General features: G+C 53.8%; 22 protein-coding genes. 13 read left to right on the top strand and 9 right to left on the bottom strand.

Annotated features, from left to right (window positions below; all coding sequences use genetic code 11):
• Positions 1 to 39 precede the first annotated feature (39 nt).
• Positions 40 to 1,305 (top strand): L-methionine/branched-chain amino acid transporter, encoded by a 1,266-nt coding sequence (gene yjeH, locus CBE72_RS09655; RefSeq protein WP_100143346.1) that lies wholly within the window; start codon positions 40 to 42, stop codon positions 1,303 to 1,305.
• 10 nt (positions 1,306 to 1,315) lie between these two features.
• Here yjeH and CBE72_RS09660 read toward each other — a convergent pair whose 3' ends face one another.
• Both CBE72_RS09660 and CBE72_RS09665 read right to left on the bottom strand, forming a co-directional pair.
• Positions 1,316 to 1,771: a tellurite resistance TerB family protein gene (locus tag CBE72_RS09660; RefSeq protein ID WP_100143347.1), complete on the bottom strand. Its 456-nt coding sequence runs from the start codon at positions 1,769 to 1,771 to the stop codon at positions 1,316 to 1,318.
• Positions 1,772 to 1,916: 145 nt separating this feature from the next.
• Entirely contained in the window at positions 1,917 to 2,447 is a 531-nt protein-coding gene (locus tag CBE72_RS09665) for a DUF2780 domain-containing protein (RefSeq protein WP_100143348.1), read from the bottom strand.
• 186 nt (positions 2,448 to 2,633) lie between these two features.
• Here CBE72_RS09665 and CBE72_RS09670 point away from each other — a divergent pair, with 186 nt between their 5' ends.
• Both CBE72_RS09670 and CBE72_RS09675 read left to right on the top strand, forming a co-directional pair.
• Positions 2,634 to 3,338 (top strand): hypothetical protein, encoded by a 705-nt coding sequence (locus CBE72_RS09670; protein ID WP_100143349.1) that lies wholly within the window; start codon positions 2,634 to 2,636, stop codon positions 3,336 to 3,338.
• A 24-nt stretch (positions 3,339 to 3,362) separates the two neighbouring features.
• Positions 3,363 to 4,775, top strand: coding sequence for a tetratricopeptide repeat protein (locus CBE72_RS09675; protein WP_100143350.1), 1,413 nt, complete (start codon positions 3,363 to 3,365; stop codon positions 4,773 to 4,775).
• Here CBE72_RS09675 and CBE72_RS09680 read toward each other — a convergent pair.
• Positions 4,772 to 5,071 carry a hypothetical protein gene (locus CBE72_RS09680; RefSeq protein WP_100143351.1) on the bottom strand — a complete coding sequence of 100 codons (300 nt, stop codon included), beginning with the start codon at positions 5,069 to 5,071 and terminating at the stop codon, positions 4,772 to 4,774. The two genes, CBE72_RS09675 and CBE72_RS09680, sit on opposite strands and share 4 nt — an antisense overlap.
• Before the next feature lie 324 nt (positions 5,072 to 5,395).
• On the opposite strand from CBE72_RS09680, the gene CBE72_RS09685 reads away from it, so the two are divergent.
• A complete protein-coding gene (locus tag CBE72_RS09685; protein WP_100143352.1) occupies positions 5,396 to 7,267 on the top strand; it encodes a methyl-accepting chemotaxis protein in 1,872 nt (623 codons plus the stop codon).
• A 24-nt stretch (positions 7,268 to 7,291) separates the two neighbouring features.
• Here CBE72_RS09685 and CBE72_RS09690 read toward each other — a convergent pair whose 3' ends face one another.
• The gene (locus tag CBE72_RS09690; RefSeq protein WP_100143469.1) at positions 7,292 to 8,251 is read right to left on the bottom strand and encodes a LysR family transcriptional regulator; all 960 of its coding nucleotides are present in this window, start codon (positions 8,249 to 8,251) and stop codon (positions 7,292 to 7,294) included.
• Positions 8,252 to 8,364: 113 nt separating this feature from the next.
• Between CBE72_RS09690 and CBE72_RS09695 the strand changes: the two genes are divergently transcribed.
• Both CBE72_RS09695 and CBE72_RS09700 read left to right on the top strand, forming a co-directional pair.
• Complete coding sequence (locus CBE72_RS09695; RefSeq protein WP_100143353.1) at positions 8,365 to 9,570, top strand: multidrug effflux MFS transporter; 1,206 nt, start codon at positions 8,365 to 8,367, stop codon at positions 9,568 to 9,570.
• Between the two features lie 199 nt (positions 9,571 to 9,769).
• Positions 9,770 to 10,366: a tRNA-uridine aminocarboxypropyltransferase gene (locus CBE72_RS09700; protein WP_100143354.1), complete on the top strand. Its 597-nt coding sequence runs from the start codon at positions 9,770 to 9,772 to the stop codon at positions 10,364 to 10,366.
• A 215-nt stretch (positions 10,367 to 10,581) separates the two neighbouring features.
• Here the strand turns inward: CBE72_RS09700 and CBE72_RS09705 are convergent, their stop codons facing one another.
• A complete protein-coding gene (locus CBE72_RS09705; protein WP_100143355.1) occupies positions 10,582 to 12,675 on the bottom strand; it encodes a putative bifunctional diguanylate cyclase/phosphodiesterase in 2,094 nt (697 codons plus the stop codon).
• A gap of 221 nt (positions 12,676 to 12,896) precedes the next feature.
• On the opposite strand from CBE72_RS09705, the gene CBE72_RS09710 reads away from it, so the two are divergent.
• The 3 genes from CBE72_RS09710 (at position 12,897) to CBE72_RS09720 (ending at position 16,135) form a co-directional block, all read left to right on the top strand.
• Positions 12,897 to 13,250 (top strand): hypothetical protein, encoded by a 354-nt coding sequence (locus tag CBE72_RS09710; protein WP_229671977.1) that lies wholly within the window; start codon positions 12,897 to 12,899, stop codon positions 13,248 to 13,250.
• A 126-nt stretch (positions 13,251 to 13,376) separates the two neighbouring features.
• Positions 13,377 to 14,705 carry a M16 family metallopeptidase gene (locus CBE72_RS09715; RefSeq protein ID WP_100143356.1) on the top strand — a complete coding sequence of 443 codons (1,329 nt, stop codon included), beginning with the start codon at positions 13,377 to 13,379 and terminating at the stop codon, positions 14,703 to 14,705.
• Positions 14,706 to 14,761: 56 nt separating this feature from the next.
• Positions 14,762 to 16,135 (top strand): M16 family metallopeptidase, encoded by a 1,374-nt coding sequence (locus CBE72_RS09720; RefSeq protein WP_371873388.1) that lies wholly within the window; start codon positions 14,762 to 14,764, stop codon positions 16,133 to 16,135.
• Positions 16,136 to 16,205: 70 nt separating this feature from the next.
• On the opposite strand, the gene CBE72_RS09725 is transcribed toward CBE72_RS09720, so the two are convergent.
• Positions 16,206 to 17,183, bottom strand: coding sequence for a hypothetical protein (locus CBE72_RS09725; RefSeq protein ID WP_100143357.1), 978 nt, complete (start codon positions 17,181 to 17,183; stop codon positions 16,206 to 16,208).
• A gap of 291 nt (positions 17,184 to 17,474) precedes the next feature.
• Between CBE72_RS09725 and CBE72_RS09730 the strand changes: the two genes are divergently transcribed.
• The gene (locus tag CBE72_RS09730) at positions 17,475 to 18,032 is read left to right on the top strand and encodes a hypothetical protein (RefSeq protein WP_100143358.1); all 558 of its coding nucleotides are present in this window, start codon (positions 17,475 to 17,477) and stop codon (positions 18,030 to 18,032) included.
• Positions 17,989 to 18,528 (top strand): hypothetical protein, encoded by a 540-nt coding sequence (locus CBE72_RS09735; RefSeq protein WP_100143359.1) that lies wholly within the window; start codon positions 17,989 to 17,991, stop codon positions 18,526 to 18,528. Before CBE72_RS09730 ends, CBE72_RS09735 begins: the two co-directional genes overlap by 44 nt.
• Position 18,529: 1 nt before the next feature.
• On the opposite strand, the gene CBE72_RS09740 is transcribed toward CBE72_RS09735, so the two are convergent.
• The 3 genes from CBE72_RS09740 to exaC all read right to left on the bottom strand — a co-directional run bounded on the left by CBE72_RS09740 (position 18,530) and on the right by exaC (position 23,706).
• Complete coding sequence (locus CBE72_RS09740; RefSeq protein ID WP_100143360.1) at positions 18,530 to 18,994, bottom strand: tRNA (cytidine(34)-2'-O)-methyltransferase; 465 nt, start codon at positions 18,992 to 18,994, stop codon at positions 18,530 to 18,532.
• Positions 18,995 to 19,124: 130 nt separating this feature from the next.
• A complete protein-coding gene (locus tag CBE72_RS09745) occupies positions 19,125 to 21,989 on the bottom strand; it encodes a TonB-dependent receptor plug domain-containing protein (protein WP_100143361.1) in 2,865 nt (954 codons plus the stop codon).
• A 196-nt stretch (positions 21,990 to 22,185) separates the two neighbouring features.
• Entirely contained in the window at positions 22,186 to 23,706 is a 1,521-nt protein-coding gene (gene exaC, locus CBE72_RS09750; protein WP_100143362.1) for an acetaldehyde dehydrogenase ExaC, read from the bottom strand.
• A gap of 247 nt (positions 23,707 to 23,953) precedes the next feature.
• Between exaC and CBE72_RS09755 the strand changes: the two genes are divergently transcribed.
• Positions 23,954 to 25,756, top strand: a complete 1,803-nt coding sequence (locus CBE72_RS09755; RefSeq protein WP_100143363.1) for a sigma-54-dependent Fis family transcriptional regulator — start codon at positions 23,954 to 23,956, stop codon at positions 25,754 to 25,756.
• A gap of 208 nt (positions 25,757 to 25,964) precedes the next feature.
• Positions 25,965 to 26,948, top strand: coding sequence for an acrylyl-CoA reductase (NADPH) (acuI, locus tag CBE72_RS09760; protein ID WP_100143364.1), 984 nt, complete (start codon positions 25,965 to 25,967; stop codon positions 26,946 to 26,948).
• Positions 26,949 to 26,960 lie beyond the last annotated feature (12 nt).

Below are 26,960 nucleotides of genomic sequence, written 5' to 3' on the forward strand. Positions count from 1 at the left end.
ACTATACTGGCGCCATTCAAGATACTGATAATTTAACAGATGAATCAAGTTACAGGAACAATCGGACGCTGGCAGGGTGCTGGCTTAATGGCCACCACATTGTTGGGTACCGGGGTGTTTATTTTGCCGCAGATGACGGTCGACAAGGCAGGTAGTGGCGCCTTGCTGGCTTGGGCCCTGTTGACCCTGGCCATTATTCCGGTGACCCTGGTGTTTGCCCGTCTGGCTAGCCGCTTTCCTCACGCCGCCGGTCCCGCCTATTTTGTCGAACGAGCCTTTGGCCGCACCCTGGGCCGCACCATAGGCCTGAGCTTTTTGATGGCTGTGCCTATCGGCGCGCCTGCCGCTATTTTGATGACTTTCCAATTCGTTAACGCGCTGGTTCCCGTGTCCGGCTGGGTTCAGGTGGGCTGTGAACTCTTGGTTCTACTCGGGCTTTGGCTATTGAATCTCAGGGGTATTCAAGTGTCGGCCAAGGCGCAATTTGCCCTGACGCTGGGGATTGTGGCCGTGGTGGTGATGATGTTCGGCGCCGGTGGTGCCAAGGCCGGTGAATTAGTGTCCTTGACCGCTCATTCCACTCCCGACTATGACGGCGTGATGCTGGCGATAGGCATCGCCTTTTGGAGTTTCCTCGGTGTGGAGGCCATGACCCACTTGGCCAACGATTTCCGGCGCCCGGATCGAGACTTGATCCCCGCCATGGTGATAGGGGTGATTTTGGTCGGCGCGGTTTATCTGGCTTGTACCTTGCTGCTATTGCTGGTGGAAGTGGACACCAAGGTCGCCATGATAGGCGCATTCGATACTCTGCTCGGTGGGTACGGGGCTCAGGTGATAGGTGTGCTGGGGATCGCCAGTGGTTTGGCGGCGGTTAACGTCTATGCCGCCAGTGTATCGCGGCTGCTTTGGAGCTTCAGTACCGAGGGAATATTGCCGGCCTGGTTCCGTGAGCGCAATAGTCACCAAGTGCCGGTCAGAGCCTTGTCGGCCGTGTTGGGTACCATGGCGGTGGTGATAGTGCTGACCTATGTTTCCGGCCAACAGCTTGAGCAGCTGATTGCCTGGAGTAACGGAGTATTTGTGGTGATCTATTTGTTGTCTATGTTGGCGGCCATCCGTTTACTGAGCAAACGCTACCTGCCTTTGGTACTGCTCAGCTGTGGGCTCTGTGTGTTGCTGGCATTTGCACTCGGCAGCGCCATGGCCTACGCCTTGGGTTTGCTGTGTGTGCTGGCCGTATTGCTAACGTTGCAGCAGCAGTGGCAGAAACGCCAATTACCGCCGGTGATCCCGATGCAATAGCGGATAGAGCTTAGCCGACTCTGCCAGCCATGGCCTGGTTGCGTAGTTGGATCAGCTCTGAGTGTTTGAGATACAGCAGATCGGCGCAGCGGCGAATAATCTGGTCTTCGTAGCGGCACAGTTCGCCATCGGCGTAGGCCACGCGCCACATCGCCAGGATCAGTTGCTGCTTCTGCTCCAGCGTAAAGCTATCGTTGATGGCCGAGGTGAATTCAAACAGTGAGGTGGCATCGTGTCGGCTCTGTTTGGCTTCGACTATCAACTCTGCAGCCGCTTCGGCGGCTATGCCCAGCGTCTGTTCCAGGAGTTCGGGTAACAATTGGGATTCTGTGCCGGACATCTCCTCATCGGCATAAACCACTTCCAACAACATGCTGGCGGCCGCCAGTTCCAGTTGTTTCTGCTGTTCCTGCGGGGATTTGCTCTGTTGATGGGCATTCAAAAACTGTTTGAGTTTGGCGATCATAAGTGTCTCTTGTCAGTTGATTCGGCGAGGCGAACGGCATCTGGCCACATATCAGCAGGCCCTGAATCGAGCTTACAGACCTAGGCAGCCATGCTTTTTTAGACTCTATCAGTGGCAGCGGGTTCCCACTGCCGTAGGGATCGCTTTACAGCAAAGAACCCAACCCCTTCATCAACAGGTCGGCAGTGCCTTCGCCACCGCTGCTTTGTAGGTAGTTTTTGACTATGTCTATCATGGGCGCTGCCAGCTCTTTGGAGATCCCCAGTTTGGCGAAGGCATCATAGACCATGGCGCTGTCCTGCAACGAGTTACCCAAAGATCCGGCCTTTGACAATAGACCCGTCATCCCTGAGTTACTATCCAACTTGGGCGCTGCGGCGAGCAAGCCGTCAATACCGGGAATACTGGCGGCAATGGGAGAGAAAGACTCTTGTCCCAGAGAGGTCTTGGCCAAACCGAGCAGGCTGCCAAGCCCTCCCTCGGCCTGGGTCTGGGTTAGCCCCAGCTGTGACATCACAGAACCAACCAACTCGCTGTTTTGAGTGGCGCTCTGGCTATGGGTGACCGTTTCGGCTTGTGCCTGGGTGTCGCTGGTGAGTTTGTCGAACCAACCGGCCTGCGCCGGGGAGCTCAGGAGTGGGCAGAGCATTAGGGTTGCGGCTATATAGGCTTTCATTGTTGTTTTCCTGGATATATTCAAGATCGTCAGGAGCGTATTTTAGCTTTATCTGTAACAACTGATCATCGCTTTTACGTGATTGGCCGGGGTTTTGCCATATTTCATTTGTGCATTGAGGTGGGAATTTGGGTATCCTTGGCGTCTATCCAGGTCCTTTAATTACAACTTTTTTGGGAAAGCTGCATGTCTCTGTCTGCCATCCTGACCGAAGCTTATAACTTCTTTCGTAATCATATCGTTCAGCTGGCGATGCTGACCGGCCCACTGCTGTTGCTGCAGGTGGGTATTCAAATTTGGCTTGGGGCCGAAATCCAAGGCGCCGACCCCCAGAATCCACAATTCGGTACGCCACACATGTTGGCGGTGATTGCCCTGATGGTGATCTTCTCTGTGCTGATTGCCGCGTTGACACTATTTATGGAGCTGCGCACCGAAGGGATGCAGCCCAGCACGGGGCAAGTGCTGAAAGCCAGTCTGGTCTTTGTGCCTGGGCTGATGCTGGCCGGAGTGTTTTCTGGCATGGCGATAGTTGCACCGACTATGATCCTCGCCGCCATAGGGCCGGTATGGATCCTGGGGCTGGGGATCAGCCTCTACCTGTTTGCCCGTTTGGCTTTTGTTAACTTTATGGTGGTGGCCGAGCGGTTGACGCCATTGCAAGCGATCAAGGCCAGTTTCGAGTTCAGTCGTGGTCTTACCGGTAAGACAATGTTGGTACTCTTGAGCTATTTCCCACTATTGATCATGGGGAGTGTGCTGTCGCAATTGGGGCAGGCCGGTGGTATGCCGCTGCAGTTGTTGGTAGATACCTTCGTGGCTTTCATTGGTTTGTTTGTCAATGTGGCCTTATTCCGTCTCTATCGGGTTGCCCGCAAGGGCAGAACCTGAACTCGATGTCTGTGAGGTCAGCCTGTGCTGGATGATGTTGCCTTTATAGCCAGTGTGTCGGAAGACTTGGCCCGGGAGTACCGCACAGCCAAGCGCTACGTGCAGGATGTGCCAACCCAGGCACTTCTGCATGTTCGCAGTTTCGCCCATAGACTGACCGAGCTTCTGGCCGCCCCGGCCAGGCTCAGTTTTGATAGCCCCAACCTTTACGATAGGATCGAACAGCTCAATCGTCAGCGGTTGATCGATGTGCGCATCACCCGTGCATTGCACCGCCTGCGGGCCGATGGTAACCGCGGCGCCCATCCGGAAAAATTTCACCTCACCGAAACTCAATTGCTGCAACTGGCTAAAAAAGCCATCGGCGATCTGCTGAAATTGATGGAGCTGGCTTACCCTAAACTGAAGGGCCGGGAAGCGCCTGAATATCACTTCGATGACTTTGATCTGCAGGCCGGACGTGAACTCTGCTACCGAGCCGTAATGGAGGATGATGCCGAGGCGCAATATCTGTTGGGGATGGCGCTCAAGAATCGGGCGCTGATCGCTCGTGGTCAGGAGCAGGCGCTGCAGGATAAGGCTGACGAGTCGCTCGCGGGTGACTCGGCGCGAATGCTGGCCAAGGCGGCATATTGGTTTGCTGAAGCATCAGCGAGCGAGCCCAAGGCACTATTCGAACAGGGGGTTGCCCTGATCCACGGTTACAGTGGCGAAATAGATATTGCCGCCGGGCAGCGGGCGATTCGTCAAGCCGCCGAGGCTGGCGTGACCGATGCCATGGCGCTCATGGGTTACTTCTATCTGGTCGGCAGTGGTGAGCTGGCTAAAGATGAGACCGAGGCTGAGCGTTTCCTCAGTGCTGCTGCCGCCAATGAACAATCTGAGGCGATGGCCAATCTCGGGGTGCTTTGTTATCAACGCGGTCAGCTGCAACAAGCCTTTGAACACATAACCCGGGCGGCCAGAGCCGGGGATCCCCACGCTCAGTATCACCTTGCCTTGATGTTGGCCCGAGGCGAAGGCTGTGAAGCCGACCCAGGCGCCAGTGAACAATGGCTCGCCGAGGCGGCGGAGCAGGGACAGCTCGATGCCATGTTGGCGCGAGCGCAGCATATGCTCAACGATGACACCGCCTTTGGCTCAGATCTGTCCCAGGCAGAGCGTTATTTACGGCAGGTTATCCGCTACGGTCACAGTGTGACTGCCATGATTGAACTGGCGATAGCTCTGACCGATGGTTGCCTTGGCCGCATAGACGTAGTGGAGGCTGTTGCTTGGTTGCGTCTGGCGCGGGATCGCGCCGATGAACGTGAGTTGGAAGTGATAAGGCTCTTGTGGCAGTCACTGCAACAACAGGTTGAGAGTGTACTTCGACTGAGCCAGTCGGCAGAAGAGCGGCGTGCCCTGAAGCGGGCACAGGAGCTACTGGCCGATTAGTCCGGCTCGTGTTCTATGATGCGCCCTCTGGCCGCCATTCCAGATTCCCGGTACAGATTGGGCTCCAGATCGTAGAGATCCCTTTGCCTTTCTTTATAGCGGTACTGATTAATGCTAGTTAACTGTCGCTTCAGATAACTGCGACCAAACAGAGCCAGACACAGCAGCGTAGTTGCCGCTAGGATCAACACCAATGGCACAAGCAAGAGTGCCAGACTAAAGGCACTGAGACTCAGCAGTGCTCCCATCAAGGTTCTGGGATTGAGTGGCTGAATCTGCGCAAACTGTCGGTACATTTTTCTTCCTCCGGGCTTGGCCTGGGCCTTAGTGTGACCTCGTCCTGAGCTCAGGTCACGTTAAATCTGCTTCATTATTCATCATGTTTAATACGTCTTTATTAAGAAAGCGTTAAGAGGCTGGCGTTTATCGCATGATTTTTAATCATTTAGCTGGATTTAAAACCCAAACTAGGTTTTTTTGTTGAAAAACCGACCTGTTTCACAACTAATTGTGAACTAACACTCAGCCAAATCAGCAGAATATGCGATTATTCCGCCACCCCCAAGGGGAGCTCCCCAAAAGAGAGTTGGCCTTTTCTACAAAATCGGATCCCGCTGAAAATGAAATTCCGTTCATTGAAACACAAGTTGCTGGTGTGTGTGGTACTGGCATTGACTCTGGTTGTGGCAGCACTTTCCTGGCAAAGTTACAGCAGTCAAAAAACACAACTGTTGCAAACCGGCCAACAGGAGTTAAAGCGTATTGGTGATATGCAGGCGCAGCGTATTACCGAATGGTTGGCGATTCGCACCAATGTGGTTTCGACCTTGAAGGACTATATCAGCGATGACTTTGTGCCAGCGCTGCAACAGGCGAGGGCGGCCGGTAAACTGGAATCGGTTTACTTCGGTGGCAACGATGGACGAATGCAAGATGCCGACCCCAGTGTGGACAACAGTCATTACGACCCCCGCAGTCGCCCTTGGTACCGAGATGCTATGGCTAAAGGTCGAGCCATTATTACCAAACCCTATATTGATGCCGGTTACGGGACTCTGGTTGTGTCTTTGGCACAGCCGACCGCTAAAGGGGTGATAGGGGGGGATTTGGCGATCGATACCCTGGTGACAGAAGTGAAGCGCATGGCCATCCCGGCTGAAGGCTTCGCCATCATGATGCATAACGATGGTACTGTGATAGCTTACAAGGATAACGGCAAGGCGATGCGTCCGGTCGTTGAGATCGATAATGACTTAGGCGCAGGCATTCTGGCCAATATTCAAAAAACGGCGCAGCTACAATCCCTGTATTTTGACGCCGATGGTCGGGAAAAACTGGTGTGGGCAACAGCCATCCCGGATACCGATTGGCAACTCTTGCTACTACTGGATAAGGCAACGCTTGAAGCCCCTCTTGGCAAACTGCTTTGGACCCAGGTCGGCCTGGCGGTGCTGGTGCTCTTGGTCAGTATTGCAATTATCTCCTGGTTTATCGGGTTATTACTGGCGCCGCTTGGGCGAGTATCCCAGGCTTTGGCGAGGATTGCCGATGGTAATGGCGATCTGACTCAGAGGATCACAGTCGACAGCAATGATGAAGTGGCCGAGCTGGCCGACAACTTCAACCGTTTTGTCTCGGCGCAGCATCAGCTGATTAGCCATATACGTCAGTTGGCGGCCGAACTGGATCTGGATGCCGAGCGGGGATTGAACACCACTCAAAGCACGGTGACTGAGCTGCAGAGGCAGCAGCAGGAAGTCGCTATGGTGGCAACCGCCGTCACCGAGATGGCCAGTGCCACTCAAGAGATTGCGACCAACGCCGAGCTGACTGCTACCGCGGCGCAGCAATCCTCATGCAGCTCGCAGCAGGGCAAGAGTCTGGTGCTGCAGACCCGTGACTCGATCCACTCCTTGGCCGAAGAAGTGGGGCAAACTACCGAAGTGATCAACGAACTCAATCGTCATGCCTTGGCCATCAGCGGTATTCTTACCGCGATTCAGGGAGTGGCCGAACAGACCAATCTATTGGCGTTGAATGCTGCGATTGAGGCCGCTCGTGCCGGCGAACAGGGTCGCGGCTTTGCCGTAGTGGCCGATGAGGTGAGAGTCTTGTCTCAACGAACCCAAGATTCGACGGCTGAAATTCACGCGACTATCGAAGCATTGCAGCAAACCACGGCCAGAGCAGTGGCCTCTATGGAAAATAGTCGCCAGATGGCGGGACGCAGTGTCGGTGATGCCGAAGAGGCCAGTAAGGCGCTGGAAGAGATTGCCATTGCGGTGGCACAGATTTCGGATATGGCCGGGCAGATAGCCACGGCGGCAGAGGAACAGACTCAGGTAACAGGGGAGATCACCCAAAACACCACGGCCATCAAGGATGTTACCGATGAGATCACCGCTATCGCCATGGACGATCTCGAGCACGCCAAGGCGCTCAAGGTGTGCGCGACCGATCTCAATGCCAAGGTTGCGACCTTCATTCTATAATCACACCGAGCAAAAGGCCGCCACTCAGGCGGTCTTTTTATCGCTCATGCTGTCACCAATTAACTGCCGCATCCAGCGGTGGCCTGGGTCATTGTTATTGCGCTCATGCCACAGCAACACATAAGCCATGGGCAGAAAGTCTATCGGCAGCGGCAATTGTTGCAACGAGTAGAGCTTGCAGGCGTGCAAGGCAAAGCTTGAGGGCAGGGTAAACACCAAGTCACTGTGGGCACAAATACTGGCGGCACCATAAAAGTCGGGTACTGTGGCGCTCAGGCGGCGATGATGACCAAGCTCCGCCAGAAAATAGTCCAGCGCCCACCAATCGTTGCCTTCACATCGCACCTGTACATGGGGCAGTGCCAGATAAGCCGCTAGATCCCAGACCTGATTCTTCTCGGCCTGCAAGGCCGGATGCCCTTGGCGTACTAGGCATACCTGATGATCCTGGAATAGGGTTTGGTACAGGATCCCCTCCGGCAACTGGTTGAAGTGAAAACTGGAGTTGGGCTGCAGATCCCGTCCCGAAATTCCCAAGTCTATCTGTCCCTGTTGCAGTGCCTGCATCGATTTCTCGGTCCAGACGTAGGAGTCGAGCCTGAGATTGGGCGCATTGTTGAGTAAGCGACCGATAAAACTGGGTAACAAGGTTTCATAGGCACTTTCTACCATGGCGAGCGAGAATTGCCGGTTGCTGCTGGCCGGGGTGAATACCGGTGGTTGAGTCAGTTGATGCAAACTCTGTAAGGCGATAGGCAGATGTTGTGCTAACTGTTCGGCGTGAGCCGTTGGTTTGAGGCCGTGGGCGGTACGTTGGAACAGGGGATCGCCCAGCATCTCGCGCAGGCGGTTGAGGCTCTTGCTCAATGCCGACTGACTCAAATGTAACCTATTGGCGGCGCGGGTCACGCTGCGCTCTTCAAGCAATATCTGCAGTATGACCAGCAGATTAAGGTCGATACGAGCCAGATTATCCAGATTCACTATGATATTCCCCAAGGGAAATTACATTGTGAGATTATATCATTTCTTTTCATACCAGTGGCTCATTAAAATGTGCCCCATCTTAGTTTTCACTCAGGATTGAACGACAACCTATGGCAAAAAACCTCCTGCCTATGCTGATGGCCATGGTGCTGCTAAGCCCCCTGGCTATCGATATCTATCTCCCCTCCTTGCCGACCATGGCGAGTGAATATGGCGTCAGTGCGGGTGACGTCCAGTCTACGCTGGTGCTTTTCCTATTCGCTATGGGGCTGGGGCAGATCCTCATAGGTCCTTTGGCCGACCGATTTGGTCGTCGGCCTGTGGCATTGGGAGGAATAACTTTCTATGTACTCAGTGCGCTATTGGCTGTGGTAGCCATGGAGTTCGAATGGTTACAGATTGCCAGGGTATTGCAGGGGTTGGCCGCTTGTTCCACTTCGATAGTGGTGTTCAGTGCGGTGCGTGATTGTTATAAACCGGCCGAAAGTGCTCGCATCTACAGCTATCTCAATGGCGCGATCTGTGTGATCCCGGCATTGGCGCCGACACTGGGTGGGGTAATGGCATTGCATTTCGGTTGGCGTTCCACCTTTATGTTGATGGCGCTATACGGCTTGGTAATGTTGTTGCTGGTGGGGATGCGTTTTCCTGAAACTCGCCCCGAGAATACTATCAGTAGCGGTCCACTGTACCGTTGGGGTCGTTATCAGCCGGTGTTGGCCGAGCGGCACTTCTTGTTTTATGCCTTCTGCTGCATGGCGGGAATGGCGTCAATATTGAGCTATGTGTCTTATGCCCCTGTGTGGCTGATTGGTCATTTGCAGATGTCAGAGTTGGCATTCAGCGGTCTGTTTGGCCTCAATGCCTTGGTCAATATCATCGCCTGTTTTGCCGCGCCAGTGGTCACCAAACGTCTTGGAAATCGCGCGACTGTGGTGTTTTCTCTCTGGTTGCTGTTGGCCTCGGCCGCGATACAACCGGCGTTGCAGCTCTACGGTCCTCAGCAAGGCATGGCTGCTGCCATGAGTTTTATGTTGCCCATGATGTTGCTGTGTGTCGGTTTCGCCTTCCTGTTGGGGCCAGCCACCAGCATGGCGTTGGCGGCCTTCGGTGAGCGCGCCGGTACAGCGGCGGCCTTGCTCGGTTTCATTCAGATGAGTGGCGCCTCCTTACTGGCTGGCCTGGTACAACAAACCGACCTCAGCGCGCCCTTTGCCGTGACACTGGTGATGGGCAGCCTATCTATGGTTTTGCTGCTGATCATGGCCCAGAGTCGTTTCAACGCCTGGCATCAAGAACAGTTGGTGCATCACTGAGTTTCAACAGATTTAAGCATCACCCTTGGCCCGTTGCAGTTGACCGCTGCTGCGGGCATTTTTTTGTTTTAAGGGCAGCATAGATGACAGTCTGCAGTGGCGGTTGAGTCATGAGGCTTGTGTTACCATTGCGGCCTCCGTATTGTGGTCATCTCACGCCTGATGCCGTCTGGAAACTATTGGCCTTGAGAGAGGAATCATGACTCGTGCTTACTGTGAACAATGTGGTTATCCGCAAACCGCCTGCGTTTGTGGTGCCGTAGCAGCCATTTTTCCCCGCAGCCAACTGTGGATATTGCAGCATCCTTCTGAGGTGGATCACGCCAAAAACAGTGTGCGCCTGTTGCAGTTGGCTGTGCCGGATGCCCGGGTGATAGTGGGCGAAACCGAGGCGGATTTTGCTGCGCTGAGAGCCGAATTGACCGGGGATAGCCTGCCGACTTTCTTACTCTATCCCTCTGATGAGAGTCTGCCACTGCCAGCTACCGTTGCATCTGAAACGGTGCGGCTAATTTTGCTGGATGGCACCTGGCGCAAAACCTTGAAGATGTTTCGGCTTAATCCTTGGCTACAGGCGTTGCCCCAAAGACATCTGCCGCTGGCGGCGCCGACAGCGTATCGCATACGCAAGGCCAGCCGCAGCGATAGTTTATCGACGCTTGAGGCCGCGGCGGTGGCATTGTCTCAGCTGGAACCCGGGCTGGATGTGACCCCGATGCACGACTTACTGGCGGAGTTGGTTGAGCAGAGATTGCGGCGGATGCCACCCAAGGTAAGGGAAAGATATTCCAGATAGATGATTGATCTCTAAGGAAATGAAATAAAACTGCGGCCTATGATGAAAACTCTGTATAGATCACGACATTTATAGGCCGTTATGGTTTTAATTAACCCACATCATCATCCCTGATGATGGAGTGGGACTGTCGGCGAATCGCTTTTTGCAGGGGAGTGGTTGCAGAAGATTTCTGTTGCCGACAGTCCTGTTTCTCTCTGGTTTACCCGGAATTATTACAGTTGAAAATGGGCCAGGGTGAATTGCTCAGGATGCAAGGGGTAACCGAAAAAGAATCCCTGCGCCAGCCCATCGCCCATCTGCCTTACCAGATCATTTTGATGCGCCGTTTCTATCCCCTCGGCAACAAAGTTAAGCTCCAGCGCCTGAGACAGCTGCACTATGGCCTGACACAGACGTTTACCCTTGGGGTGCTGTAGTTGTTCGGCAAATTCACCGGCTATTTTTAGGCCATCCAGGGGCAGGCTGCCCAGACGACTCAATGATGACAGCCCGGTTCCGAAATCATCGAGGACAATTCTAACGCCCAGTGCTCTGAGCTGTTTGAGGGTTTGTTTTGCCTGGTGTGGATGACCCAGCAGAGCCGATTCGGTGATCTCTAAAATCAGTGCATCGCTGGGTAGTCGGTGGCGTTGCAGCGCCGACTTTACCTGCTGATAAAAGTCCAAGTGTTCCAATTGTAGCGGCGAGATATTGACCGAGATAACAAAGTCGCTGTCATGTTGCCGCCACAGCGCCAGTTGCCGACAGGCTTGCTCGACCACCCAGTTACCGATAGAGACTATCAGCCCAGTTTCCTCCAACAGGGGGACAAAGTCGGCGGCCTCCAATAATTCATGTTTATTTTTTTGCCAGCGCAGCAGGGCTTCCGCTCCCGCCATACTATGGTCTTTGAGCCTGACTATGGGCTGGTAAAAGAGGCATAGTTGCCCCAATCCCAGGGCATGACGCAGATCGCCGAGCAGTTTGAGCTTATGTTCGGCGGCTTCACTCATGGAGCTGTCGTAGAAATTGATATGGCTGGCACTGCGCTTGGCACTGTACATGGCCGTATCGGCTTGACTCAACAGCTCGGATGATTCTATCTCGTGTTCCCCAAAGATACTGATACCTATGCTGGTACCCAGGTAGAACTTTTGTCCTTCCAGTTCGAACGGTGTTTCGAACAGCGCCAGTATCTGTTGGGCAAAATGATAGATCTCCTCCCGATTCTGGCAGTTTTGCAATATCAGGGTGAACTCATCGCCTCCCATGCGGGCAATATCTGCCCGCTCCAGGCAACCGGCTTCCAGCCTGGCCGCAACCAGTTGCAGAATTCTGTCGCCCATGGAATGGCCAAAACTGTCGTTGACGTGTTTAAAGCCGTTGAGGTCGAGAAACATCAGGGCGCCGATGTTGCGATTGCCTAGCTCTAGACTATGACTGATGGCGCTGCGTAATTTACGCTTCAAATGGCGGCGATTGGGGAGTCCGGTCAGCATATCGAACATGGCCTGTTCTGTTAGGCGCGACTCCAGTTGTTTACGCTCGCTGATATCATTGAAGATGGTGACCAGATAACTGCCAGAATCGGTCTGCAACTTGCGGCTGCTCTGCCAAGCCGGGAAATGACTGCCATCCGCGCGGGTGTGACGGACCTCTCCTTGCCAGAAGTCCCTTTGAGCCAGCGCCATGCGGCACTCTCTCTGTTTGGGATCATTCTCGGTTTCAATGACTTGTAAACTTTTCCCTATTAAGTGTGTCTGGCTGAAGCCACAGAGGCGGCACAGCGCCCGATTGACCGCAAGAATTTTCCCGGCGGTATCACTGATGACAACGGCTTCGGCACTTTCTTCAAGGATCCCGGACAAGACGCTGCGAGGCAGTAATCCGAAAATGTCTTGGTTTTCCCTCTTGGTATTATCGTGAGACGCCAGGGATTCGAAACGCACCAGAATCATCTTGTGACTATCTATTCTGACCGGCTCCAGATAGAGGCGGGTGGGCAGCTCTTTGCCGTGGCGATTGAGATGCAACCAATCCCAAGTTTGCGATTGTTCCGTGGCGGCCTGCAGTAGTTTTCGGGCCAGCTCTATGCTGCATTGCCCATCAAGTTGCAGTCTGGGAGCAAAGTCATAGAGAGTCGCATCGAGAATTTCCTGATCCACACAGGCGAAATAATTCAAGGCTGCCTGATTGGCGGCGAAAACTTTGCTCCCCTTGAACAGTGCCAGAGGTGTCGCGTGTGGGTCGCTATGCCAGAGTTGCAGTTGGGGGGCGAGTTTTGCATCGGCCACCAGCATCTGCAGCAGTTGTGTCCATCGGATCATCCGGGATACTCCCTTGTCATTCTCTGCTGAGAATCCTTTCCTTTTGAAGTTGTTATTCCATTCCTTTGGTTTTAACACTTAACAGCTTTACTTTGTGGCTCAATCAAACAATCAAAATGTCGTTTTGTTGCTAAAAGTGTCTATTATCAGTCAAACTGGTGAAAAAATGTGTGATAGTCCTAGAAAGATGGATTTTTGTACTCTCTAAGTTGAGGGATTTTATGAAGAGGTTACTGCTGTTATTGGGAATGGGGTTTGCCTTTGGTACGACGGCCACCGATTTGACGCAGCTGAGTGAAAAGGCCAGTGAAGATGCCCGGCGCCTGGAACAGGAACAGTTGGAAAAGGCCAGAGCCGCTACCAAGGAAACTGCCGAGCGGGAGCAAAAGGTGCTCAAGCGCCAGCAATCCGGTGATTGGCAGGAGGAGCAGAGGCTGAAGGCCAGTCAACAGTTTGATGAGAGGGCGCAGCGGGAACAGAAATACCTGCAGGAAGCCAAAGAGGCGGCGGCCAAAGAACGTCAAATTGAACCGCCTAAGATGAAGAAGCTGAAACAAAAACAGATAGAGCCCTAAGTGAAAGCCGTTCACACCTTTACTTACAAAATATGCTAAGTCAGTGACACTTGTTACTTGATTTGCAGTGCTTTTTTACCCGATATTGGATCTTTTGAAATCAGCAATCAGCCAAGGAGCGACCCAATGAAGCGTACGCTGACCGCCCTGCTGATGTCAGCCAGCCTTCTTGGGGCGGCGACAACACAGGCGACCACGGCCGAAGATATTCAGAGTTTTACCCTGAATAACGGCATGAAAATCATGGTGTTGGAGGATTCGTCCATTCCCAATGCCAACATGTATCTGTTTTGGAAGGTGGGCTCACGCAACGAGGTGCCCGGGATCACAGGGATCTCTCACTTCTTCGAGCATATGATGTTCAATGGCTCCAAGAAATACGGCCCCAAGATGTTTGACCGCACCATGGAAGCGGCCGGTGGCGCCAACAACGCCTACACTACTGAAAACGTGACCGTTTATACCGACTGGTTCCCTTCCAATGCTCTGGAAACCATTTTTGATCTGGAAGCCGATCGGATTGCGGCGCTGGATATCAATGCCGAGATGGTAGAGAGTGAGCGCGGCGTAGTTGCCTCCGAGCGTACCACAGGGCTGGAAAACTCCAACTGGCGTACCCTGCAGGAAGAGGTAAAAGGTGTGGCCTTCAGGGCGCATCCCTATAGCTGGTCTGTGATTGGCCATGAATCTGATATTGCAGCCTGGACCTTGGAAGATCTGGTGCAGTATCACAAGACCTACTATGCCCCCAACAATGCGGTGGTGGTGATTGCCGGTGACGTTAAGCTGGCCGAGGTCAAGCGTCTGGCCCAGCGTTACTTTGGCCCTATCCCGGCGCAAGAGCCACCCAAGGCGGTGAAGACAGTCGAGCCGTTGCAAAAAGGGGAACGACGGGTCTTCGTCAAGAAAGAGTCTGTCAGCACGCCCAATATCATGCTGGCCTATCACGTACCGGCCACCACCAATAAAGACTATTATGCGCTGGATCTGCTGACCTCGATTCTGAGTGAAGGCAACAGCTCGCGCCTCTACAAGGCTTTGGTGGACAAGCAGTTGGCGATTGCCGCCGAGACTTATATGCCTATGTCTTTTGACCCCAACCTGTTGTACATCCTTGGGGTGGCGGCCCCAGGTGTCAGCGCCACCACTCTGGAGCAGGCATTGATCGAAGAGGTCAACCGTATTGCCCGTGACGGCGTTAAGGCTGAAGAGTTGGCAAAAGCCAAAAATATCAAGCTGATGGATTTCTATCGCAGTATGGAAACCATCAATGGCAAGGCCAATACCCTGGGCACCTACGAACTTTATTTCGGTAGCTTCGACAAGCTGTTCCAGGCACCGGATGCCTATAACCAGGTCACAGTGGCCGACATTCAAAGGGTGGCAGAAACATACCTGCGCCGGGCCAACCGCACTGTGGGGGTACTGGCTGCACAAGAGGAGGCGGATCAATGAGCAAGGTTTTTTCTCTCAAGGCCTCTCTGGGCGCCGTGGCCATTGCCGCAGCCTTGATGGTTTCAGGTTGTCAGTCTACCCAGGTGAAGGTGAGCCAGGATACCGGCCACTTTGTACTGCCAACATATGAAAGAGTCACTCTGGATAACGGCCTGACGCTGATGCTGATGCCGCAGAAAGAGGTGCCGTTGATCACCCTGAACGCCGTGGTGAAAGTCGGCAGCGTCAATGACACCACAGCCGGTGTGGCAGAGGTGACGGCTCAGGGCTTGTTGCTCGGCGCCGCCGGTCGCACCAAGGCCAGCATAGAGCAGGAGGTGGACTTTCTCGGTGCCAGTCTGAATGCCGATGCCGGCCGTGAGGGCAGTTACCTCAGTGCCGATTTTATGGCCAAAGATGTCGATACCATGCTGGGATTGTTTGCCGATGTGCTGACCCGTCCCGACTTTGATGCCACCGAGTTTGATAAACTCAAGAGCCGCAGAGTCGCCGAGCTGGCGCAGGAGAAAGAGAGTCCCAAGTCCGTGATTGGGCGCTACTTCAACAAGTTGGTCTTCGGTCAGCATCCTTATGGCAATGCCACTTCGGGAACCAGCGAGTCTGTGTCCCAGTTGACAGTCAACCAGCTGAGAGCCTTCCACAAGGGCTACTATCAACCGGCCAATACCGCTATCAGCGTGGTGGGCGATTTCGACCCGGCGCAGATGAAGGCCAAGCTGCAGGCGGCATTCGGTCAATGGAACAACAGTGAATCGCTGCGTGCCGTCGACCTCAAGCAGGGGCTGCCGACTCTGTCTGCTAGCCGAGTCTTGCTGGTGGATAAGTCGGACGCGATAGAGACCACCTTCACCATAGGTGGCCTGGGTGTGACTCAGGATAACCCTGACTATGTGGGCCTGACTGTGGTCAACACCATACTCGGTGGCCGTTTTACCTCCTGGCTTAACGATGAGCTGAGGGTGAATGCCGGTTTAACCTATGGCGCGCGCTCGGGTTTCGTCCCCTATCGTGACTCAGGGGTGTTTATGATCAGTACTTTCACCAAGTCGGCTACGACAGAGGAAGCCATTGACTTGGCACTCAAGACCTACAGTCGCCTGTGGCAGAAAGGGATAGATCAGCAGACTCTGGATTCGGCCAAGGCCTACGTCAAAGGCCAGTTCCCGCCCAAGTTTGAAACCAGTGGCCAGTTGGCTGGTCTGCTGTCAGACATGTACTTGTACGGTTTTGATGAGTCCTATATCAATCAATTCCAGCAACGGGTGGATGGACTGACTCTGGCGCAGACCAAGCAGTTGGTCGACAACTACTTCCCCAAGGATAAGTTGCAGATGGTGCTGATTGGCAGCGGCGACAAGATAGCCCCGATAGCAGCCAAGTATGGCGAAGTGACCCGGGTCGATATCAAGGATGTCGGTTTCGGCGGTTAACCCGGGCAACCGGATCATAAAGCCACCTCAATTGAGGTGGCTTTTTTTATATCATTCTGCATCCGCGCTTTTACTTTGGGGCTTGAACCTCACACAAGTTCAGTCTGCGTTTGTCGTGAACGACAAACAGCCTGTCATCCATAAAGCTGACCTGAGCCTTGGCCGGTTTGATGTCACCGAGACTTTGAACCTGGGTTAGTGCCAGTTCAAAGGCGCTTTGCTCCTCGGTCAGTGAATGGCACTCGAAGCGATTGTTGCCCTTGGTTCTTAACCACAGCTGTGGCCCACAATGGCTGAAGCGGGCGCTGCCGGGCGCCAGAAGGCGAGACGATTGCAAGAGCAGATCTTTTTCCTGACCACTGCCGAGCATTTTGGAAAGCTTGCCAAAGAGGCTGTCCGGCAGGCCATATCTGTACTCTGCCAATATCGTCTCTTGACTGTCCGCTGCAGACTGCCCCTGACAGAGGCAGAAAATCTGCCTGTCACAGACCTGGATCTCTTCAAGCCAGTGTGGGCTGCCTGGCTTGAAGGCGGTGAGCTCAGGTTCGTCCGGCTCCTTGTATCTGTTGACCAAGTGACACTGATCATCCTTGATAAATAACCAGGAAATGGCTCGGCCCTTACGGGTATTGGGGGAACTCATTCGTAGCAGCAGTTGATTGTCATCCAGCGGGCAAAGCTGCAATGGCAGAAAGTGGAAGTGTTGCTGTTCCACAGTCATGGAAAGCACATCCGGATTGGCAAAGGGATAGTGCTGCGCCTGATCTTCTGCCAGCGACTGCCAGATCCAGAGCCCGGTTTCATCCACCAAGGTGAGTTGTTGACGCCAGAAGCAGACCTGGGGATGCCCCTTAAATTGAGTGAGATCCAGCAGCAAGCTGGGGGAGTCCGCCTCGGTAGGCCAAATGGCCAGCAGCGGCTTACGCTCTGACTCGTCCCACAGCGTCAGCGCCAATAGCTGCGGTGCCAGGAAGCGTGCGGCCTCCAGCAACCAGCCTTTGTGGTTGAAATCCCACTCTCTGATGATACGGCTCTTGAGTCTGTGCATGAGATCTCCGGCAATAACAGCATTGGCATTGATTGTCGCAGAAACTGTGCAATAGATCTGCTACGAAAACAGAAATTTATCGGCTTGTTTATCGGGAAACTTTGTTCTGTTCCAGGTGCGGTTCGACTGTGGGATTTGGCGGAGTTCAAAAGCTCCTGGGTACTAACGCCCCGGGCACTAACACATAGTCACGATATCGGGTTGCCGTTTGCCGACCGCGCCAGGTAAGAGGCAAAAGGCGTTTTATGTCCTAAACTTCTTTATGCCTGCCACTCAGCCACAGAGATCCCCATGACAGATAACAAGCCGCTCGAAACGCCCACGACTCTGGATTCACTCGATTCGGCCCAATGGCTGCATATCTCGGAAACGGTAAAACTCCTGTTGTTGTCGATAGCCCAGATAGAGTTGACCCTGACTGACGGTGAACACAATGTCACCGGTCTAGGGAGCCTGTTTACCGACATGGCGGAGCAATTGCGTGAGGTGAATGCTTGGTTGGAAACTCAGGAGAATACTCCGGCCGAGATCCGCGATCATGGCCGCCATCTGGCCGGTAAGGTTAATGAAGGCATCATAGCTTTTCAGTTCTATGATCGTCTGTCACAAAGGCTCAACCATGTGGTGACCGGGCTGGCGCTGACTGAAGAAGTTTTGCGTGATGAGCATGGCCGCACCTCGGAACATGCCTGGAAAATGTTACAGCGTACGATTAAGTCGACATACTCGCTGGACTGTGAACGCAAAATGTTTGATCTTGTGCTGCAGGGAATGCCACTACACGAGGCTTTGAGCCAGTATCAAGATGAACATCTCAAGCACAACAGCAACCATATCGAACTCTTCTGATTTTCTACGCCTGTTTATTATTTCCCTGGCCTTGGCCTGGCAACCCGCCTGGGCCGGCAAGGCCTCCTTTAGCCAATTCTGTGAAGCGCTCAATGGCCATTGGCAGGGGGATGGCGCCCAAAGCGGACAAACACCGAAGGAGCTCAGCCTGGATGCCATCTGCAGTAAAGACAAGCGTCAGTTGTTACTCAGCGTCAGTGAAGGGGCACGCCATCCCCTGAGTGAAACCTGGTGGTTCAGAGACCAAGACCCCAGCGTGGGGCTCTGGTACTTTGACGGTGTGACCGAAGAACGCTTTCAATCCTTCACTCTTTACCATCAGGGCAGCGGATTTTCCCTGCTGGGTGAAGGGCAGTCCGGCGGACGCCCGGCGCTGATCCAACTGCTATTCGAAGCCGATAATGACGGCTGGCTCTGGCGCCAGAACTTGCATTATCTGGATGAGGACTCGGATAGCTATCAAACCTACAGAGCCATCTCATTGCAACCTCTCTGATTTATTTAGCGCCGCTGAAACCCTGTTGACGCCATGCTTCATAGCTGATGATAGCCACTGCATTGGAAAGGTTCAGGCTGCGGCTGGAGGGCACCATAGGGATCCTCAATCTGTGCTCTGCAGCAATGCTCTGCAATATTTCCTGAGGCAGGCCGCGAGTCTCGGGGCCAAACAAGAGCACATCCCCTTGCCGATACTCGAGTTCAGAATGTGGTCGGCTGCCCTTGGTGGTGCAAGCCAAAATGCGTTTGCCCGCCATGGCCGCGAGAAAATGCGGGAAATCCGGGTAACGGTTTACTCGGGTCAGATCGCCATAATCCAGCCCGGCCCGGCGCAGTTTTTTCTCTTCCAGATCAAAACCCAAAGGTTCTATCAGGTGTAGCTCGCAGCCGTTGTTGGCGCAGAGACGGATAATGTTGCCGGTATTGGGGGCGATTTCGGGTTCATAGAGGGCGATGTGGAACACGGGTTGACCTTATTGCATGCAGATTGGGACATTATACCATTCCGCAACGGAGTGTTCCCCTCTCAGTGAGAATGCAAAGTCGCTAGAAAGTAAAAAAGCCCCTTAAGGGGCTTTTTCGGATGAGAGATGCTTACATCTCGTATTTGACAGTCAGGTAATAGAAGCGGCCTATGTTGTCATAGCTGGCACTGCCTGCACCTGTACCAGTAGTGCTGCCTGGCAGATCACGGTCGAATGCGTTGTCTATCCCGAGACCGAACTCCAGACCATTGTCCATGGTATAGGTGGCATACAGGTCTGTAACACTGTATGAACCATAGCTCATGACATTGGAGTAAGGCACGTCATAGTTGGCGCGGAACTGTGGTGTATACAGATCTACCGAGTCCAGATAGCGTGTCTTCCAGTTCAGGTTCCAAGCATCATAACTGTAGTTCAGCACCAACTGACCTTGCCACTGTGCTTCACCCAGAGTGCCGGCATACTCTTCATAATTGGTCGCATCATCCTGGAAGGGATATTCGTTGCGTTCAATCAGATAGGTACCCAGCAGGTTGGTGCGCAGGTCGCCGCCAAATAGTGGGAAGTCATAGCCGACTTCAAAGTCGACCCCTGAGGCTTCCTGCTTGGCTACGTTCTGCACAATCTGAGTGATGTTAGTGATCTCGTGTGAGGTGGCATCCCGGGTGATCAAGTCACAGTATTGGTTGTTGATACCTGTGGGTGAATCCACGCAGCGATCGATAATATTCTGTGCAGAGATATTGGCGATAGCATCTGTGATTTCAATGTTCCAGTAATCCACTGTCATCACCAGACCTTCAACGAATGAAGGCTGATAAACCAGACCGACTGTGTAGCTGTCAGACTCTTCAGGCTCCAACTGGTCATTACCACCGGAAACCCCTTCGAGGGTGGCGCTGTCATAGTTGGAATCGAAATCAGCCGGAATACCGAGAGCGGCACAGTTGGCTGCACGAATCGCCTGCTGATCCGGGCTCAGACCCGACAGCTCACTGGCTTTACAGCTATCGTCAACACTGAAGAAGTTCTGGCCTTGGGCACCATAGTATTCACCAATGTTAGGGGCACGCAGAGCGGTAGATAGAGTCGAGCGTAAACGCAGTGAATCTATGATGGTCCAGTCCAGACCCAACTTCCAGCTGGTGGCATCGCCAATAGTGGAGTAGTCGGCGTAGCGGACCGCACCATCAACTGTCAGGTTCTGGATACCAGGCAGGTCTTCCAGCAGTGGTACAGAGATCTCGGCATAGATTTCTTTGACATCGAAATCACCGCCTTCACTCTGCAGGGCGTTGAAGAAGGTGGCACCGGTGGCGGCAAATGGATCTTCTTTACTCTTACTCTTTTCCTTGCGGTATTCGATACCGGAAGCGAAACCAACCATACCGGCAGGCAGTTCAAACAAAGCAGAGTTGGACATAGAGCCACCGATTACATACTGCTCAATCTTAGCAGTACCTTCAGTGGTAGTGCTGAACCAGTCGGCAGCTTCGCGGGTTACTGCACCATCGCCAAACAGATTGACGGGCACACAACCTGCGGCCTGGGCATCTGCGTCACGACAGACGATTTCGCCGCTGACAGGATCGCGGATGGCATCGACTGACTGCTGGAAATTTTTATAGATCAAGTTGTTGTAGTTGGTACGGGTCTGCTCTGTCTGACCATAGATGGCATAGGCTTCCATCTCCCAGTCTTCCAGTACAACGCCGTTTAGACCGATCACATACCTTTGGGTGGTACGCTCATCATCTTCGGTGCGGGGACCCAGATCCGACATAAAGCGGTTAACCACGACATAACCTTCTCCGGCCTGGTCCATCAAAGCACCCAATTCATCAGAGATGTAGGGGTTATCACGGGTAACCAGAGTGTTGTCCGGATCGAAGAAGAAGAACGCCGGCTGCCCTGAAGTAGTGGCATTGGTTCGGCTCCACTTGGCTTCAAAATAACCGTTCAGGTTATCGGTAAAGTCATAGTTAGTCTTAAAGTTGATGGTGGTACGATCAAACTCTGGCTGCAGTTCTTCCCACTGACGCAGGTTGATATAGTCACAGCCCTCACCGGCACAGAGTACACCGTTAGTGAACTCACCTGTTCCTACTTCGACCGGCGTGCCATCTGGCTTGAAGGTATAAAAACCTGGGGTGCCACCATAGAAGCCAACGGTACCTGCATTACTGATACCCCAGTAACCGGCATTCTGGTAGAGGGTCTTATAAGTGTCACTACCGGGTGGGTTGGTCAGTGAAGACCATGAGATAGCGGTCTGGTCGCGATCAAGCATTTCTAGGCGGTCTTGCTGAGCGTATTCGACCGAAATGGCGGCGTTACCGCGATCGTTATCAAAGTTGGAGCCATAGGCCAGGCTAAAGCGCTGGTTATTATAGTCGCTGTCATCGGCAATACCGGCGGCGGCTGAGGCTGTCAGTCCTTCGATCTTTTTCTTCATCTTGAAGTTAACAACACCGGTAACTGCATCGGCACCATAAATGGCCGAAGCACCCCCCGTGATGATTTCAACACTCTCAACCCACTCGGTTGGAATGGTGTTGACGTCAATAGAAGAAGTACCTGGGCTACTGGCCACATGACGCTTGCCATCGACCAGTACCAGAGTCCTGGAAGCGCCCATGCCACGCATATCCAACAAGTTCAGACCGGCAGTACCGATAGAACTTCCCGAGTTGGCCAGTGAGTAAGTGTTTGCCAGAGCTGGCAGTTCGTTGAGTGCTTCACCTATGTTGACGGCCCCGGTTTTAATCAGAGACTCGCCCGAAATTACGGTAACCGGGCTTGGTGCTATCGCGCCCTCACGCAGAATACGTGAGCCTGTTACCTGGATTTTTTCAATCTGCTGCTCATTTTGTTCCTCCGCCATGGCCGGAGAGGCCACTGCCAGAGAAGCAAAACCCGTTGCTGCAAAAAGTGAAAAGCGAATGGCGTTCGCTAACAATTTCTCTTTTAACATACCAACTCCCTATGAATTTGTTTCTATCTTGTTATTTATGTTTCTTGTTGTAGCTAATCAATACTAATGTTTGTAAAAAACTCTTTCAATAGTTGATTTTATGGTGTGTCTTGTATTAGTGGGTGTTAATTAAATGCGCTGACTTTATATGGTGGCAAGCCCAACAGAAGCCGGGCTTGTTTTTACTGTGTTTGATTTAGAAGAAGCCCAAGGGACTGGTGGAGTAACTCACCAGCAGATTCTTGGTATTTTGGTAGTGAGACAGCATCATTTTGTGGGTCTCCCGGCCGATACCTGACTTCTTGTATCCTCCGAAAGCGGCATGTGCCGGATAGGCATGATAACAGTTGATCCAGACTCGTCCTGCTTGGATCCCCCGCCCCATACGCTGTGCCCGATTCATATCCCGGGTCCAGACGCCGGCCCCCAAACCATACTGAGTGTCGTTGGCAATGCTGAGTGCTTCTGTTTCATCTTTGAAGGTGGTTACAGCAACGACAGGGCCAAAGATCTCCTCCTGAAATACCCGCATCCGGTTATGGCCGCTGAGTATTGTCGGGGTAACATAATAGCCCTGACTCTGGGAGCCAGGCAGGCTGTTGGCCTGACCGCCAAGCAGTACCTTGGCGCCTTCATTGCGGCCAATTTCCAGATAGCTGAGTATTTTATCAAATTGCTCCTGTGACGCTTGAGCGCCGACCTGAGTGTCGGTATCCAGCGGATCGCCCTGTTTGATACTCTGGGCTCTGGCGATGACCCGCTCGATAAACTTGTCGTAGATGGACTCCTGGATCAGTACCCGGCTGGGACAGGTGCAGACTTCACCCTGGTTGAAAAAGGCCAGCAACATGCCTTCGACCGCCTTATCCAGATAATCGTCTTCCTGTTCCAGGACATCTGCGAAATAGATGTTGGGGGATTTGCCGCCCAGCTCCACGGTCGAGGGGATTAGTGACTCGGCGGCGCACTTGAGTATGTGGTAACCCACTTCGGTTGATCCCGTGAAAGCCAACTTGGCGATGCGTTTGCTGGTGGCCAGCGCTTGACCCGCCTCGGCGCCAAAGCCGTTGACGACATTAAGCACCCCGGCAGGCAGCAAATCTTGAATCTGCTCCAGCAGTACCATGATGGAAACCGGTGTCTGCTCCGCTGGCTTGAGTACGATACAGTTGCCGGCCGCCAGTGCCGGAGCTATCTTCCAGGCCGCCATCAAGAGTGGAAAGTTCCAGGGAATGATCTGCCCAACCACGCCCAAAGGTTCGGGAAAGTGATAGCTGACCGTGGTGGCATCAATATCGGCAGCGCTGCCTTCCTGCGCGCGAATACAGCCGGCAAAGTAACGGAAGTGGTCCACCAACAGGGGTAAGTCGGCATTGAGGGTTTCCCTGACCGCCTTACCGTTTTCCCAGGTTTCGGCCACTGCCAGCATCTCCAACCTCTGCTCTACTCGATCGGCAATGCGCAGTAACAGATTGGCCCGTTCGGTGACTGAAGTCTTACCCCAACTCTCTTTGGCGGCATGGGCCGCATCCAACGCCAACTCGATATCCCGGGCATCAGAGCGGGCGGCCTGACAGAAGACTTCGCCGGTGACCGGGGTACGGTTATCAAAGTATTGTCCGCCAACCGGCGCGAGCCACTTTCCACCAATAAAATTGTCGTACTTATCCTTGAACTGCAGCAGGGCACCCTGAGTGCCGGGTTGGGCATAAATCATGGTGAGTTTCCTCGTCTTGTTGAAAGGTTTTTCTTGTATTTATCTGTTCGGCCACAGCGGCCTTGGCTCAGGTAAACGCAAAGGCCGGGCCAGTGTGAGCCTGCTTGTTCATTTATTGTGCTAACAGTATGATGAAAAACTAAATTTGCGATTGCTGTATCTTGGCGTGGTGCCGGGTACTCGAGTTGTCTATCGCGCAAACTGTGGCAAAAAGGTACACACAGGTGTGCCAGAATGGAGCAGGGCTATGACACTCAAGACCCATTCCCAATCCTGGTTATCGGCTTCCTGGCAACGTTGCCAGGGGGCCGGGCTCAATCCCGCCGCCATACCCGATGAACTCAGGCTCAATACTGCTGCTCTTGATGAGCGGCGCCAGCGCCATGGCCGGCTGCTGCAAGCCGTGGAGCACAGTGCACTGCCACTGTTCAATCAACTTATGGGGCGAACCCAGAGCCGGCTCATCCTCTCGGATCCTCAAGGTTTTGTGCTGCATCACTGGGGCGTGAGCCGCTACTCACAAAAGCTTGCCAATATTGCCCTGGATACCGGGGTCAACTGGCTGGAGCAATACAAGGGAACCAATGCCATAGCCGCGGCACTCAGCGAACGCCAGTGTGTTTCGGTTATCGGTGAGCAGCACTTTATCAAGAGCCACAGATTTATGAGTTGCACCGCCAGCCCGCTGTTTTCCCCGGACGGTGAGTTGCTGGGAGCCTTGGATATCACCAGTGAGCAGCAAATCCATACCCCAAAGACAGCCATTTTGGTGTCCAGTTTGGCGCAGCAGTTGGAGCTGGCCTTATTGTGCCGACTCCCCGGCGCTGCTGTTCGATTGGATCTGGCGCCGCAGCAGGCCCTGTTGCATTCTGGTTGGCAAGGCGTATTGGTGCTCGACCTTGGTGGGCGGGTGCTGGGCGCAAACCCTATGGCAAGGCAACTACTCAAAGGCATCAACCTGGGCCAAATTCACCAGGCCTTGTCCCCTCAGGTATTGAGCCGGGGCAGCGGCCGCTTGCAGCAGGGATTGGTGTTCAGAACCCAGGCGTTGGAGCAGCCTCAACATACCAAGCCTGTGGTTCGAGCGAGCCAGAGCCGAGAAAGCCAGAGCAGAGAAAGCAGCGCTGCTTTTAAAGAACCCAGGTTGGATCAAGCCTGGCAGCAGGCGCGTAAGGTGTTGGCACGAAATATCCCTTTGCTGATCCTCGGGGAAACCGGAGTGGGCAAGGAGCAGTTTGTCAAACAGCTGCATGTGCAAAGTGCCAGGCATCAGCAGCCTTTTGTGGCGGTCAACTGCGCCGCGATCCCGGCGGAGCTGGTGGAATCAGAGCTGTTTGGTTATCAGGCGGGTGCCTTTACCGGAGCTTCTAGGCAGGGATATGTCGGTAAAATACGTCAGGCGCACCAGGGATCCCTGTTTCTGGATGAAATAGGCGAGATGCCCCTGGCGGCCCAGAGCCGTTTGCTTAGGGTGTTGCAGGAGCGCGAGGTGGTGCCCATTGGCAGTAATCAGGCACACAGCGTCGACATTCAGGTGATTGCCGCCACTCATATGGACTTACCAGCATTGGTGCAGCAGGGGGCCTTTCGCGCCGATCTCTATTACCGGCTCAATGGCTTGCAGGTCACACTGCCTGCATTGCGCCAGCGAAGCGACCTACGGCGTCTGATCCACAAATTGCACCAGCGCTATCGAGTTCGGCCCCAGAGCCTGTGTCCTGTGCTGGAGCAGCGATTACTGCAATATCATTGGCCGGGAAACCTACGGGAGCTGGATAACCTGATGCAGGTAGCTTGTTTGATGGCCGAAGAGTTCCCTGAACTCAACTGGCAAACGCTGCCTGAGAGTCTGCAGCAAACCTTGGTGGCCACAGAAGAGACTGTGACCGGTTTGGTACCCGCGCCGGGCAACAATCTGCACCGCCAAATGCAGACGCAAATTCGCGATACCTGGCTGGCCTGCAATGGTAACGTCAGTGAAGCGGCACGCCGTTTGGGGATTAGCCGCAACACCCTATACCGTAAGCTTAAGGCGTTGGCGCTGAAGTAGTTTTAGATGTTGGTATTTTGTTAGTAAGCTCGCAGTGGTACCGTCAATGATTGAGGCCAGTGCAACAGATTGGAATTATTGAATGTGAACCAGGCCGCGAAATGGCCCATGAGTTGCACGCCTCGACACTCTGTCAATGATCCTGTGTTCCGTCGCGGTTTTTTCCACTAGTCTTGAATTTGTATTTTTAACAGCAGGAGCGGTAATCATGTTCAAGGCACTGGTATTGACCCAAAACGATAAACAGACCCTGGCCCAAGTCACTCAGTTGCAAGACGGCGATCTGCCCGAGGGGGATGTCCTGGTCGACGTTGCCTACAGCTCGCTGAATTACAAAGACGGCCTGGCGGTGACCGGGCTTGGCAAGATTATTCGTCAGTTTCCCATGGTGCCGGGTATCGACTTTGCCGGTGTGGTGCGAGAGTCGGCCCATCCTGACTATCAGCCAGGCGATGAGGTGATCCTCACCGGCTGGGGCGTTGGTGAAAACCATTGGGGTGGCATGGCCGAGCGTGCCAGAGTCAAGGGTGATTGGCTGGTGCCTATGCCGAGTGGCTGCAACGCTGCCAAGGCGATGATGATAGGTACCGCCGGCCTTACGGCCATGCTGTGTGTACAAGCGCTGCAACAGGCGGGGATCAAACCGGAAGATGGTGAGGTGCTGGTAACAGGTGCCAGTGGTGGGGTCGGCTCGGTGGCCGTAACGCTGCTGGCCAAACTCGGCTTTAAGGTTGTCGCCAGCACAGGGCGCCTGGAGCAGAACGCGACCTGGCTTCAGCAGTTAGGTGCCAGTGATGTAATTGAGCGCAGTGAGCTTGAGCAGGATGCCAGACCACTGGATAAACAGCGCTGGGCCGCCGTAGTGGATACCGTAGGGAACAAGGTGCTGGCCAGCGCCTTGTCACAGCTGAATTATGCTGGGGTCGCCGCGATTTGTGGCCTGGCGGGGGGCTTTGCCCTGCCAACCACGGTAATGCCCTTTATTCTTCGAGGGGTCAGTCTGCTGGGAATCGACTCGGTGCAGTGCCCGGCCGCCAAGCGCCGCGCTGCCTGGGAGCAGGTAGTGGCTCTGTTGCCTGAGAGTTACTATCAAGAGGCTTGCCATGAAATTACTCTGGAGCAGGTTCCCGAGGCCGCAGCGCAAATCGTTAAAGGTGAAATCAGCGGCCGCACTCTGATTAAAGTTTGCTGATCTTTGCCTAAA

This window comes from Shewanella carassii (genome assembly GCF_002777975.1).
Taxonomy (GTDB): domain Bacteria; phylum Pseudomonadota; class Gammaproteobacteria; order Enterobacterales; family Shewanellaceae; genus Shewanella; species Shewanella carassii.